The following is a 13,897-nucleotide window of genomic DNA, read 5'->3' as shown; positions in this document are numbered from 1 at the left end:
TTCTACACAGCTTGTCGCGCAACCATTTGCCGGAAAGAGTGTCGATCCGGACACCGTCCGCAGTGCACCCGTTGGACTTCTAAATCCTCAGGGGACCAAATTCTCAACCAGCCACATGGCAATGCTCTCTTTTCGAGTTGCCGAAGTTGCTGGCGCTTGCAAACCTTCGGTTCTTGTGGCGGGGTCTTCGCGATACTGACGCGAGCGTCAACTGCCGCTGAAGCCAAACTGCCAGGCAATCCGACCGACGTCTTTTCTTCGACGCGTCCGAATCCTACCTCACCAGTGAATACTGGCCTCGACAACGATTCCCAATGGGGCGAACTGTCTTACGGTCCAATCTCTATGTTCCCTTTTATTATTGTTCTCAGGAAAGCTTTCATACAGCTATCCCCGTGTCAATAGCTATCATACAGGCACCCGCGCCGTGCTTTACCCTTCGGAGGGAAGAGGTTCCTTGTGATATGACGATGGCGGACGCGCTGCGCCCCTAAGTCTTCTAAAGTGCGATCGGATCGTCATACCGAAATGTGGTGCTCAACCTCGTTGTTGAAATAGCTCAACGAAGTTACGCTCTGAGATCGGCCGTGCGCGATCGAGCGTGACAGAAGTGACAAGACGGACGAGCTCGGCTTGAGTCGCGTGCGGTGGCACGCATCATCGAGCCAATGCCCGTCGATCAAACCGGATTTTGTTTTGCCCAGCCGCGGCCTCGTCACAAGGCCGCGGCAAGTCCCTGATACATTAGAATTTCTTGGAGACGAACACGGACATCGCATTCTCATCCACGCCATCGACCCCGTATTTGTTGTTGAAGTGGACGTATCTCAAACCCAGATCGAAACTGCCGGCTTTCTGGCCGAGCGCATTGGCTACGTCCCACCTGATCTCCGGCTGAAAATAGATTTGCTCCTCTACTCCCACACCCTGGCTGCCGATCAGGTCGAGAACCCCTCCCGTTGAGAACTTCTGATCGCCTATTGCGAACGGAATGTCCCAAACGAGAGTGGCCTGATAGGTCGTATCTAGGTCACGACCATACGGGTCTATCTGATTGTCATAGGCATAGACCCCAAAGGTCAACACGCTAAAACCCGGTACTTTGAAGCTGGCTCTCGCACCGTAAATGGCAACCAAGAAATCCTGACCGGCGTTGAAGCCAATACCCGGCCCGATATCTGCCAGGAACGATTCCTCTCCGAATGGAATGCCTCCCAGCGACTTCGCGCTCAGATGTGCATAACCCTCGCCATAGAAGTTGACTCGGTTTGAAGTCCCGTCCCACTGATGATCCCGATAGACGTCGGCGAAGAAAAAGAGATCGCCATATTTGTAAGCGCTGAAATGCTGGAATTCTAGCATCGTTCGGGTCGTTGTTTCAGCACCATTTCCCCCAAAACGATACCCGCCGCCGAAATGAAGCTGCAGTTGATTGGCAGAAAAGGTCTGCGCCAATGCGGAAGTTGACAGGCCGTGGCTGGCCGCAACGAGCAACATGGCTCGAATCAAGAATTTCTTCAGTCCATTCAGACAGGATTTTGGCGTGAAGTTCATTTTCCCCTCCCGTGGAAGTTGCTTCGATGATGTGAGTACCAGCAAGGAGACAGCCTTAGTCTTCCAGACTGTCCGATCCCATTCGTTCGACGAGGTTTCGTGGACTGCCAAGCGGCCCTCGCGAGCCGTCTGGCAATCCGAGACAAGGTTCGTCTTTAGTTGGGAAGCGTGGTGTCTATGCCTTTGACTAGAAATTTCATCGACTTGATTGCAGTGTCGTCGAGATTTGTACCTTCGGCGGCAATTTCCTGCCCGGTGTTTGACATAATAGGCCCTCTGAATGGCTGGAAGCTGCCGTTTCGCATCTCCTCGAGCCTGGCCATGATCTGCTTCTTTTGCTCTTCGCTAAGGTCGGGACTGAGCCCAGCAATGCCCATCGAGCCATCCTTCACGCCTGAAAAGGTGTCGTCTCCAACGAACTTCCCGTCGATAGCGTCCTGGATCTTCCGGATCAGAGCGGGGCCGAATTCAGCTTGTGCGGAGCAAAGATGCTTGGTCGGTGCAAACATTGTGTTGTCGGACAACGTAACTGTTACGTAGACACCAAGTTGCTCGGCTGTCGACACGGTCGAAGGAGTTCCGGGGAACAGCGAATACAGCACTTCCGCACCCTGGGATGCGAGCGATTCAGCAGCCGCTTTTTCTTTTGCAGGATCGAACCAGGAGTTGAGCCACACGACCTTTACCGGCTTAATGTCGGGGTTCACGCTCTGTGCGCCAAGTACATAGGCGTTCATGATGCTTAGGACTTCCGGCAAAGGGAATGCGGCTACAACGCCGAGATTGCCCGTTTTGGCGGCCATGCCCGCGGCCATGCCGCAAAGATAGGATGCCTCGTAGTGACGGAGTGCAAGCGTCGCGAAGTTTGGTTCGTTGACGTAACCGCCATAATGCAGAACCTTAAGGTCTGGATAGCGTCGCGCGAGCACCAGTCCGTCATTCATGAGTCCGAATGCTCCAAGAATGAGCATGTTAGTACCGTCAGCTGCCATCCTGTTCATGACGCGCGTGGCATCAGGCCCTTCGCCGACACCGTTGACGGCATTGACCTGGACCTTGTCGCCGAAGTGATCGACGATCGCCTGGCGGCCGCGTTCAAGTTCATGGTCCCACCCCGCTTCGCCAATTGCGTTCGGGATTATGTAGCCGATCTTGAAAGGGTCCGAGGCAGCAGGCCCCGAAAGCAGCAAGCCCAGCGCGGTTGCTCCCAATAAAGTGCGTACCCAGATCTTCATGTTCCCAACTCCATTCTTGTTGCTTGAATCCGACCAGCTAGTTTGCCGGCCGGAAGTTTTCTCCAAGGGAGACCGGTGCGTTGAGACGGATGCGAGACGCGTCCGAGGACACGATGGTCAGCACCACTATCGTCAATGCGTAAGGCATGCAGGTCAGGATGACCGACGGTATGCTTAACCCGAGGGCCTGGATCGCCAGATCGAGAAGCAAGACGACACCGAACAGATAGGCCCCCACCGTGAGGCGGATTGGCCTCCAACAGGCAAATACGACGAGCGCCACGGCGATCCAGCCACGACCTGCAATCATTCCTTGCGACCAGAGTGGCGTCAGGACGATGGAGACGTACGCACCACCCAGACCAGCCATCAGGCCACCGAAGAGAACAGCGATAAAGCGGACCCGGATAGGGCGAAGACCTATCGAATGAGCAGCCTGTGGATTCTCCCCGACGACCCGCAACACAAGGCCCCGCTTCGTTTTGAACAAGAACCAAGCGAGTGTGATGGCTGAACCGATTGCCAGATACACCATAACGTCTTGACGAAAGAGGATTGGACCGACGAGTGGCAGATCGGAGAGGATCGGTATGGTGATCTTTCCCATTGGTAAGATCGTCATGCCTTCATATGATCGAGCAAGTAGCGCGGACAATCCGAGGCCAAGGATGCCCACTGCGAGCCCTGCTACGACCTGATTGGCAAGGAAAACGAGAACCAGGAGCGCGAACACGACCGACAGCAGGAGTCCTGAAACGCCACCAGCAGCGAAGCCCAGCAGGAACGATCCCGTATCATGCGTTGTCATAAACGCGATGGCGGCAGCGATCGCCATCATCCCTTCCACACTCAGATTGAGAACGCCCGATCTCTCGGTGACCAGTTCACCCAACGCTGCGAGCATCAAGGGAGTGGCCATCGCAAATGCCCCGGCCACAACAAAAGTGAGCGCATCCATCATAAAGGTCCTTTACGCGGGGATTAACGGGGGCGGCGCACGCCGGATTTCGTACCGCGCGAACACGGCAGTCGCGAGGTAGAACACCAGTAGCAATCCCTGGAACACGACCGATGCGGAAGCCGGAATGTTTGCCGTCACGAGAGAATTGTCGCCACCAACATAGACAACGGCCATGAGCATTCCGGCGAAGACGATTCCTATGGGGTTCAATCCTCCGAGGAAGGCGACGATGATCGCCGCAAATCCGTAGCCGGGGGATATGATTCGTTGCAGCTTTCCGATAGGTCCGGCGATCTCTCCAACGCCTGCAAGCCCCGCGACAGCACCTCCGATCAGAAGCGATATCCAGACCGCCTGTTTTGGCAGGAAGCCGGCGTACCTTGCGGCGGCAGGCGTTGTTCCGCCAACCAGCAACTTGAAGCTCGCGAAGCTCTTCGAGACGAACACCCAGCAGATGATTGTGACCGCAAGCGTGATGAAAATAGAAAGGTTGGCCCTCACGCCGACGCCACCGAACGTCGGGTAGAGCGCGGCCGAGGGAAATAGCACCGATTGTGGGAAGTTGTATCCCATCGGGTCGCGAAGCGGCCCCGTGACCAGAAAGTAGAGAAGCTGCCGGGCAATCTCTGTCAGCATGAGCGTAACGATCACCTCGCTGGCGTTGAAGCGAGTACGCAGCAGCGCCGCGATGCCAGCCCAGACCATGCCGGCCGCCGCCCCAATGAGGATCATCCCGGGTAGCATCAGCATTGAGTCGCTATGGGACCAGTAAATCGGAATGAGGCTGGCGCAGATCGCGCCGATAATGAGCTGTCCTTCCGCGCCGATGTTCCAAACCTTTGCGCGAAAGCTTATTGCAAGTCCCTGCGCGATCAGGATCAGCGGGCTTGCTTTGATCAGCACCTCTCCGAGGTTGTAAGCGGATGAAAGCGGTTCGATAAAGAACGTATAGAGCACAATGCCAGGGTCGGCACCCAGTCCAGCGAACAGGAAAAATGCCGCGATGACAGTCAGCGAAATGGTTACAAGAGGCACCGCAATTAAAGCAATGCGCGATTGCCTTTGCCGCGGCACCAGGACGAACGGCTGTCTGATATTCATTGTGCAGCCTCGCTGAACAGGGGAGCAGCGATGTCGCCAATCATCATGCGTCCGATTGTTTCGGCGTCCGTCGCGCGCGCATCAAGGGCAGGCGATGCCCTGCCCTTAAACATCACCACGATGCGGTCGGAAATCTCGAACAGTTCCTCGAGCTCTTCCGAGATCAGCAGAATAGCGGTTCCCGTATCGCGCAAATCCACGAGTTTCTGACGGACCATCGCTGCTGCGCCGACATCAATCCCCCAAGTTGGCTGCGCAATCACCAGTACCTTGGGCGCCATCATAATCTCACGGCCAACAATGAACTTCTGTAGATTTCCTCCAGAGAGGCTGGCCGCGTTCGACTTGCTGCCGGCGCACACGACATTCATGTCGGCGATGCATTGGTCCGTAAACGCGTCCCGCGGCTGATTGCGCACCATCCCGCGACCGGTCATACCCATTCGATGGCCCGTAAGCAGCGAATTATCAGCCAAGCTGAAGGGAGGGACGGCACCACGGCCAAGCCGTTCTTCCGGGACGAATGAAAGCCCAAGGTTGCGGCGGCGGCCCGCGTTTTCGTGTGCGACAGCCGTACCCATGAGCTCGATGCGATGCTTTTCGGATGGGGCGAGAACCTCTTCGCCGGACAACATCTTTGAAAGCATGTGCTGTCCGTTTCCGGAAACGCCCGCAATTCCGAGGATTTCGCCTGAGCGCACCTCCAAGCTCAGGTCATCAATATTGACAATGTGCGGATCCGGGTCGTGCGAGGAGAGATTCGCGACACGAAGCCTTACCGCACCATCCTGTCGAGCCGGCGGATGAGCAGTCTTCGGCAAATCCCGGCCAATCATCAGCGAAGCGAGCGCATGGCTTGATGTTTCAGCAGGGATCACATGTCCAGAAACACGACCCTGGCGCAATATCGTCGCCGAGTGACAGAGCGAACGTATTTCTTCAAGTTTGTGGCTGATGTAGAGGATCGACATGCCTTTGGCGACAAGTCGTCGCAATGTCTCGAAGAGTTGCTCGACGTTCGGTGGAGGTAACACCGATGTCGGCTCATCCAAAATGAGGAGTTTCGGTTCCTGCAATAGGCATCGGATGATCTCGACCCTTTGACGTTGGCCAACGGAAAGATTGCAAACCAGCGCCGCAGGCTCGACCTTGAGGCCAAACTCCTGTCCCGTTTCCCTGATCCTGCGAGACAGTTCCTTGAGCGTACCTGGGACGGTCAGCGAGATGTTTTCAGCTACGGTGATCGCTTCGAATAAGGAGAAGTGTTGAAACACCATGCTGATGCCCAACTCCCGGGCATGAGCCGGGCTATCGATACGCACGGGATGACCTTGCCAATAAATGGTGCCGGCATCCGGTTGGGCGACACCGAAGATGATCTTCATCAACGTTGATTTGCCGGCGCCGTTTTCGCCAAGTACCGCGTGGATTTCGCCGGCGCTTACGTCAAGATCGATGTTTTCGTTCGCGACTACAGTGGGATATCTCTTGGTAATTCCAGAAAGGGAAAGCAGCGGCGCTCCATTCCTGGGCGCCTCGCCGACTTGTACTGCTGGGTTGCTGGTCATTTACCCGCCTATTTGAGGTTGATGTCTGGCAATTCGATGAAGCCGGAAAGTCCATCATCCGGCTTTAGCAATCACGAATTGCGGGAGACTCAGATGGGCCTATCTCTCTGTCACCAGCCGATCCTTCATTGGACGACTATCATGCATATTCAACGAAATAGCGGTTGATCGCCGCGAGGTCTTCAGCAGCATTCCGGGCAAGAATGCCGGCTCGGCCAAGCTGTTAGTCTCGATACGGGAAAATGCCCCGCAACACGCATGCATGTGTGTTGCGCGTTTACATATGCAAAATCTGAAGTCATGACACTTGTTCAATAAACAAGTGACCTTCATCTTCAGTCTTACATAGCCCACGCCTGACTATTTACAGGCATGAACATCAAATTGACTTGTGAAGCTCTTTGCTGCCGTCCGGTCGGCCTCTGCCGACATAACACAGCCAACCAAGTACGATCTTGATACAACTGCGTCCTTCTCCGACACATCGTTGAAGGCTCACGGTTGGTGATTGGCGGTAGCCGTCACGTCCAGAAACATGCCCTGCATTTTCCCCATTCCAGTTCCCTTTTTTTGTTCTTTTGTTTTTAGCAAGCTTTCATATAGCTAGCCTTGTGTCAATAGCTATCATATAGGCAATTGACCTAAAGGCGCCGCCCGGCTTAACGGCAATGAACAAATTCAGGGTCCATAGAGAGACGAATGATTTCAGGCTCATTGCGGATGCCAGTCACCCTAAGACGTAGGGCAAGATCGAACGCTGGCGCCAGACGATGAAGAAACGAATCCAGCTCGAAGACCCACCTTTCGTTAGGTGGTCGCGATACCCAGTTTGCAGCCTTCCTCGAACTCTAAAATCCTCGGCGCCATCAGGAGAGACTACCTCACGTCCTCTCTACGTCGGGCGCGGCCAGGGCCGTTCTGATGCAGCAGAATAGATCAAGCGGACAGCGGCGCTTACACCATCGCAAGGCCGCCGCCTGACAATGGACCGAACCTTCGCTGTATCACCGCCAATTGCCTCGCGATCCCCGAGAACGAACAAATGCAATGAGCCTGCCTTTGGTATGCGGAACAGGTGAAGACGTCAGCGCCCACCGCCAATCGTAAAGAGGGCGTCGTAGACAATGACGCGGGCCGGTGGGATTGACACTACAAACCGATGCGAAGCGCTGCCGGCGACCAGTGCCCACTGTTCAGCTTGCCAGCACCTATACACCAAGGGCGGTGGCGAGCGACTTCAATCCATGGGAAATCTCATGGCTACTATCCACGATAGCAGGCACTTTTACGCCAGCTTCGAAAACGGTCGAAGGCCGCCAACCCTGGCGCTGTCGCGCGTCGCGACAAGCTGAGGTAGCTGCCTGCGGCTCCTGCAAGCATACCGCTGAGGCGATCATTCGTATCGAAGACGAGCGGTATTTCGATCACTCTTAAGCTGCAGGTAGCCCCGCCGAACTCAACTTTTAGAGCCTCTGCCTCCGACTCGCCCCTCCGGTAGCCGGTCATTGACGAGCGATGGTCGATCAGACCAATTGTTGACAGCGCTATCGGGGACCTTGGCGCGCGGCGACCTCCGGTCCGGATGGCACCATACTTCCATCCGATGGTCGATCCGATCCGGTGGCGAACTCATTGTCCAGATGGATGGTCAAGGTTTCCGGCTCTTCCCCTTGTGCCGGGTTAGGAATTAGCCCTGTAGAACGATCAAGGATGGTTCGGATTATGCGTCGTGCCCGTTCGCCGCTGACCTGGCGAGCAATTCCGTCGTCGTCCAGTACCGCAGGGTGAACGTGCGCCTCACTGAACCGGCCGCCTTTGACAGTCAGTTCAAGAATTGCCGATTCTCGCGGCATCCTAGAATATGCCGCGCTGAGCGCCAGTCCAACTCCCTCTTGCGGCTGTTGGCGGATGAAGGTGCCCAGACTGTAGGATATCAGCCCAGCATTCGTTCGTTCGAACCCCTGCAGAGGAGGCGGGTGCGAGCCAAGCACAAGAGCCGCCCCGGCATTGAGCAGCGCATGGCCAAGCTGACGCTGGTAGCCCGTGATTTGATAGCTGGACCCAACGCCCCAATGGACGGCCGCCACCACCAGATCTGCGTGCTCCAGCGCCCGTTGAACAGCAGCCGCGGCACGAGCGAGTGCATCGTCATCGAGCCAGGTATGCACGGTCGGAGCAACACCCGGTTCCTCAGCAGCCCAGGCGGGGTCGATTTCGGCCGCTTGGCGAGGTCGGAGCACAGCCAAGCCGCTGCGATCTGCACCCGCGTCCCAGTGCCGTGGGGCTACGCAGGTGAGCCCGATAAAGGCGATCCTCTTACCGCCCAACTCGGTGATGTGAGGTTTCAGCGCTGCCTCCAGGTCAGGCCCAGCACCAATAAATGGCACCCCGGCTTGATCAAGAGCAGTGATCGTATCGACTAGGCCGGTGCGGCCATAGTTCATTGCTTGATTGTTGGCTAGGCTTACCAGGCCGAAGCCGACACCAGCCAGTTCGCGAGCTCGGTCTGGAGCCGCGCGGTAGGAGACCGGCTTGTCCCAGCGCAGTCCGCGTTCAGTTAGCGGGACCTCAAGGTCACCAAACACGAAGTCCGCCTCGCCGAACGGGTGCCAGTCGCTTGGCAGTGCTCGGGTTGGGACAACGTCTCCGACAACGATGAGTTTGCCGGAGCGGCTCATCGAAACCGCTCGCAGAGTGTCGACGCAGCGCTTTCAAGGGCGCCGGCCCACTGTGCTTGGGTATCTGCGATCAAGGCAAGAAATTCCGGCGTAGCAGCTCCCTGCACGATATCGGCACTATCCTCGATAGGCACCAAATGTATGAAAGACGGTTTGGCCGAACAATGCCAACGTGCCGTGGCGATCTCGACCGCCGCAAAGCGTCGGTTTTCCGCACGGAACATTCCTGGGACAAGCCGTGATTGGGGAATATGAACCTCGTCATACCAGCGGGCCCAACCACTCTGATGCGCTGGTCTGAGATCGACCTGGGTAAACAGCACACGGGAGTAGTCGAAAGGCGGCGGCGGGCCGGAGACTAACTCAGCGACGACCCAACTTTGCTTTTCAACCCATTCGAACCGCGCTGCGACGCCTTTGGTCCACCAGTCGGAAAAAGCCTTGGCACCAGTCACTTCAGCCGGATCACCCTCGAGTTGGAAAATTACAATGTAAGATGGAGTTGGCTGATAGGTACGGTAACGCGTCTCGACCCGCATGCCTCGGAAACACACCGGATCTGCGGCTACGCCGGGCACTCCCGTCGCGGCAAGGAAAGAAGATCGCAACCATTCTTCAAACGCCGGCCGGTGCTGGGTTATAACGTCGACAGATACAATCAACGAATGAGTCATGTTGCTACGCCCTCTTGGCGATCATGCGGCCAGGCTGCCAGCGGGCCAGCGCGATGGATATCCACGAGTTGCTCCAGAAAATCTTGGCTGGCGTCGTCGGTCAACTGCTTCTGCCAAGTCTGTGCCGAGGTGTTGTCAATTCCGAGCGTCGCCGCCGTACGGGCACGTGATGCAAGAACAACCTGGCGTGTTCGCATTAAACGCTCGTTATCGTAACTGGCGAGCGCGCTCCCATAATCGGTGCTTTCGGCTAGATGGCGAGCCAGTACGAGTGAGTCTTCCATAGCCAACGCACCGCCTTGCCCCAAGGTTGGCGTCGTGGCGTGCGCGGCATCGCCAATCAGAACAATGCGTCCGTTCACGAATGACGCTAAAGGGTCGAGGTCATGCACGGGCAGCCTGTTCGTTTTCGCCTCGTCGAGGGCTTCCACAAGAGTTGTTACTTCAGAACACCATCCATCAAAATGATGCCGAAGTTCTGCCCGCACGCCATCGGGATTGGCCTCGCCGCTCGGAACGGCGTCGAAGAAAAAGTAGAGCCTGTCGTCTCCCACGTTTAGCAGACCCACGCGTTTGGAATCCTGAACATGGAAAGTGAAGGTATCGGGCGGGGTCAGGTTCAAGCCAAAGGAGACGAGACCGAGCCAAGTCGTATAATGATAGCGCAGTCGGTCAGTTCCTCCGGTAACGTGGTTTCGGACTACTGAGCGGATACCATCCGCGCCCACCAACAGGTCGGAAGCGATCTCGGTGCCATCATCCAAGACAGCGCGGACACCGTTTGCATCCTGCTCTACGCTCACGCAGGCGCCCCCCAGTCGCACCAGGGCCGGATCGAGGCGCGACAGTAATGCTGCCTGCAGATCGGACCGCGCAAGCGGAAACGGACGCTGCCCGACAAGCTCAGTGAGTTTGTCGATCGACATTTCGCGTATCACACGACCGTGCTGGTCGCGATAGCAGACCCGATGCAATATCGGGCTGACCATCTCGAGGGGATTAGCAATGCCAAGCGCATGTAATGCCTGCGCTCCATTCGGCCACATGCATATTCCTGCACCAGCAGCCCGCAGTTCAGGCGCCCGCTCAACGACGGTGACGTCAGCGCCGATCTTGCGTAGCGCAACGGCGGCGCTGAGGCCGCCAATTCCTGCGCCAATTATCGTTACACGAAGCGGACGGCTCATAACCGGCACTCCTTCTGAGATTTCATGATGCAAATTCCTTATGATGATCAATCCACCACTGCGCGATGTCAGAACGCCGCGCGAACCATACGTCTCCGGCTTCCGACGCATGCTCAATGAACCGCCGCAACGCCACAATCCTTCCTGCCTGTCCAATGATCCGCGGATGCAGGCTGACGGTCATCATTTTCGGATGCGTAATGCCTTCGCGCCGAAGTTCGTCCAGCGCACCACAACAATATTGAGCGAAAGCCGCCGGATCGTCGCAGCCGCCCATGATAAAGCGGCCGTCATTGTAGGTGAACGACAGCGGCACGACCAAATGTGGCTTGTTGGAAACATCAACGAAATAGGGCAGATCGTCATTAAGGGCGTCCGAGTCGTATAGGAATCCACCCTCCTCCACCAACAGTTCGCGGGTGTTGTCAGAGGACATCAACCGCGATATCCAGCCAACCGGCCGTTCGCCGCAGGTTTTGGTCAGCGACTCGATGGCGGCGTGTATCCGCTGGCGTTCCTCCTCCCGCGTCAGGTTCCAAACTTCCTCAAAGCGGTACCCGTGGCAGGCAATCTCATGCTTGGCCTCGCGCAGGTAGTCGCCAACCTCCAAGTTGCGCTCGACCGCCACTGCACAGGCATTTACTGTTGCCTGAATCCTGTATTCATCAAGCAACCGCGCCAAGCGCCAGAAGCCCGCTCGGCTCCCATATTCGAACGCCGACTCTACCGACCGATCGGCTATGCCAGACAGAGAGCCAAGGAATTCACCGGCACCCTCGTTGCGACCATCGCGAGCGTATGAATACTCGGCCCCCTCTTCGTAGTTGACCTGGATGTTCACTGCTACCCGAGCGCCTCCGGGCCAAAAGACGCGGGGAGCGTGACGGCCGTACCCGCGATAATTCCTGTCCTTTTGCGGATGGTTCTCATTCATTTGACCCATTCCCTCGCAGCTCAACCTGTTCTTTGTTGAAACAATGCTTTCACGTTGTTCACGTCTAAAAGCACCCCGGCCTGTGAACTTCGCATGTTCAGGGACGCATGGCGTGACCCTTCCCGCGACCGACCAAATGCCCCACTATCAGATAGTCGCGATCGACGCGTTTCTCGCTATTGCGAAAAGGCCATATCCCTCCTCGCGTGCCCCTTCGTTAGCATGGAATAGCTGTCATACAGGGCTCAGCGTGTCAATAGCTATCATACAGGTTTGACTATTGGCGTTCCTCATGTATGGTTTGGTGAAGGCGCCAGCGCCACGATGGAGAGAGGCCCAAAATTGAAACAGTAGCCAGCATTCCCCTTTGCGCTGGCCAGGTCTCCGGAACCTGGGCTGAAGCAGCCAACATCATCGGATGTGTGAGCGACGGCGACGAGACGAACCCGGCAAGCGGTAGGACCTCAGATCACACGGGATCGACAACAGTGCGAGCATATCGATTGACCTTTGCTTGATGGAATATCTACTACCCAATCACAATTAGCATGCAATAACTGGTATTTTTATTAAGATAAATTAATGATTATATGCTAAATATTTGTGCAATAATTATTTGTTATTTTTTAATCGTATAATTTAATACTTATAATTACAGATCTTGACCGCCGATCTCCGGATGGAAGCCGGCATCCTAGTATGTGCGAATGAGGTGAACCGTGGATATTGACCAGGTCAATCGAATGACTTTGCGCGAATTTGTTGATGTATTCGGAGGCATTTTCGAGCATGCTCCCTGGGTGGCTGAGCGGGCTTGTCTTAGCCGTCCGTTCGCATCGGTGTATGAAATGCATCGAAAGATGATGGATGTGGTGCGACGATGCGACGAAAGTGAAAAGGTGGGCCTTCTGCGGGGGCATCCAGAACTCGGCGGCCGCGAGGCGCGTGCTGGTGAAATGACACCCGATTCTAGTTCAGAACAAAGCCGGCTCGGCCTCGATCGCCTCAGCGAGGCAGAATTCTCGGAGATGACGGAGCTTAACCGTCTTTACGACGAGAAATTTGGCTTCCCTTGCATGATATGCTTGCGGCTTCACGTAAAGCGCGACACCGTTGTTGCCGAACACAGGCGGCGTCTGTTGAACGACCGTCAGACCGAGATCGAAAATTGCATCGAACAGGTCGGGCAGATTACGGAGCGCCGGTTGCGCGAACGGGTTAGGGAGAGCCAGAGGACACGCCGCGCAATCTCGACCCATGTCCTCGACAGCGGCAATGCCGGTGGTGCGCAGGGAATGGTGATCGAATTGCAGCGGTTCGAAGGTGGCGGATACACGACAGTCGCAAGGGTGACGACAGATGAAGTCGGCCGCGCCCAACTGCTTGACGCCGAGGAAATGCGGCCGGGCCGTTACCAGATGATCCTGCAGGCTGGAGCATATCTCGCCGAGCACGGCACTCCCAGCACGTTTATTGACGTGATACCCGTGTTGTTCGAGGTCGATGATCCCTACCAGAATTACCATATCCCACTTATTGTAGGGCGCTATGCCTTTTCAGTTTACAAGGGCGGCATTCCGGCGCTCGCTTCCGGGCCAACACGCGAGGATGTCCGTTAATGGCTGGTTTGACCGTACACGTACTCGACATAATGAATGGTATCCCGGGCGGCGGCATGCGGATCGATTTCTTGCGCCTGGACGGCACAGATAAGTTTCACTTGAAGACACTCTTCACCAATGCCGAGGGTCGGACCGACGAACCGGTTCTCACCTCATCAGATATGATGTCAGGAACATTCGAGTTGATGTTCCATGTAAAGGATTATTTTCGCCGCGGTGGCACCGACGCCACGTTCTTCGAACTCGTGCCAGTGCGGTTCAAGATTGTCAGTACCCATGTACACCATCACGTACCCCTAGTTGTGGCACCGTGGGGATATCAAAGCTACATGGGGACTTGATGATTTGCTTTGCCTACACGAAGCGTTTCGCGGTGACGGGCT

General features: G+C 56.1%; 11 protein-coding genes. 2 read left to right on the top strand and 9 right to left on the bottom strand.

The window, feature by feature from the left end; translation table 11 throughout:
- Positions 1-744 precede the first annotated feature (744 nt).
- From WHT83_RS10445 to WHT83_RS10405, 9 genes are all read right to left on the bottom strand, one after another.
- Positions 745-1,554 carry a hypothetical protein gene (locus tag WHT83_RS10445; protein ID WP_154387402.1) on the bottom strand — a complete coding sequence of 270 codons (810 nt, stop codon included), beginning with the start codon at positions 1,552-1,554 and terminating at the stop codon, positions 745-747.
- Positions 1,555-1,709: 155 nt separating this feature from the next.
- Complete coding sequence (locus WHT83_RS10440) at positions 1,710-2,789, bottom strand: BMP family ABC transporter substrate-binding protein (protein WP_154387403.1); 1,080 nt, start codon at positions 2,787-2,789, stop codon at positions 1,710-1,712.
- 37 nt (positions 2,790-2,826) lie between these two features.
- Positions 2,827-3,747 carry an ABC transporter permease gene (locus tag WHT83_RS10435; protein ID WP_154387414.1) on the bottom strand — a complete coding sequence of 307 codons (921 nt, stop codon included), beginning with the start codon at positions 3,745-3,747 and terminating at the stop codon, positions 2,827-2,829.
- A 12-nt stretch (positions 3,748-3,759) separates the two neighbouring features.
- Entirely contained in the window at positions 3,760-4,851 is a 1,092-nt protein-coding gene (locus WHT83_RS10430; RefSeq protein WP_154387404.1) for an ABC transporter permease, read from the bottom strand.
- Positions 4,848-6,419, bottom strand: a complete 1,572-nt coding sequence (locus WHT83_RS10425) for an ABC transporter ATP-binding protein (RefSeq protein WP_406873741.1) — start codon at positions 6,417-6,419, stop codon at positions 4,848-4,850. Before WHT83_RS10425 ends, WHT83_RS10430 begins: the two co-directional genes overlap by 4 nt.
- 1,544 nt (positions 6,420-7,963) lie before the next feature.
- A complete protein-coding gene (locus tag WHT83_RS10420; protein ID WP_154387406.1) occupies positions 7,964-9,097 on the bottom strand; it encodes a CapA family protein in 1,134 nt (377 codons plus the stop codon).
- Positions 9,094-9,771, bottom strand: a complete 678-nt coding sequence (locus WHT83_RS10415; protein ID WP_154387407.1) for a hypothetical protein — start codon at positions 9,769-9,771, stop codon at positions 9,094-9,096. The genes WHT83_RS10420 and WHT83_RS10415 overlap by 4 nt, the downstream gene beginning before the upstream one ends.
- On the bottom strand, positions 9,768-10,958 hold the full coding sequence (locus WHT83_RS10410; RefSeq protein WP_406873740.1) for an FAD-dependent monooxygenase: 1,191 nt from the start codon (positions 10,956-10,958) through the stop codon (positions 9,768-9,770). The genes WHT83_RS10415 and WHT83_RS10410 overlap by 4 nt, the downstream gene beginning before the upstream one ends.
- 22 nt (positions 10,959-10,980) lie before the next feature.
- Positions 10,981-11,799 (bottom strand): polysaccharide deacetylase family protein, encoded by an 819-nt coding sequence (locus WHT83_RS10405; RefSeq protein WP_210252546.1) that lies wholly within the window; start codon positions 11,797-11,799, stop codon positions 10,981-10,983.
- 812 nt (positions 11,800-12,611) lie between these two features.
- Here WHT83_RS10405 and uraD point away from each other — a divergent pair.
- Positions 12,612-13,511, top strand: coding sequence for a 2-oxo-4-hydroxy-4-carboxy-5-ureidoimidazoline decarboxylase (uraD, locus tag WHT83_RS10400; RefSeq protein WP_406873739.1), 900 nt, complete (start codon positions 12,612-12,614; stop codon positions 13,509-13,511).
- Positions 13,511-13,855 carry a hydroxyisourate hydrolase gene (gene uraH / locus WHT83_RS10395; protein ID WP_154387411.1) on the top strand — a complete coding sequence of 115 codons (345 nt, stop codon included), beginning with the start codon at positions 13,511-13,513 and terminating at the stop codon, positions 13,853-13,855. The genes uraD and uraH overlap by 1 nt, the downstream gene beginning before the upstream one ends.
- Positions 13,856-13,897: the final 42 nt, after the last annotated feature.

Source organism: Aminobacter sp. P9b (assembly GCF_045345995.1).
GTDB classification, from domain to species: Bacteria; Pseudomonadota; Alphaproteobacteria; order Rhizobiales; family Rhizobiaceae; genus Aminobacter; species Aminobacter niigataensis.
This window is presented reverse-complemented; position numbering and strand designations above follow the sequence as displayed.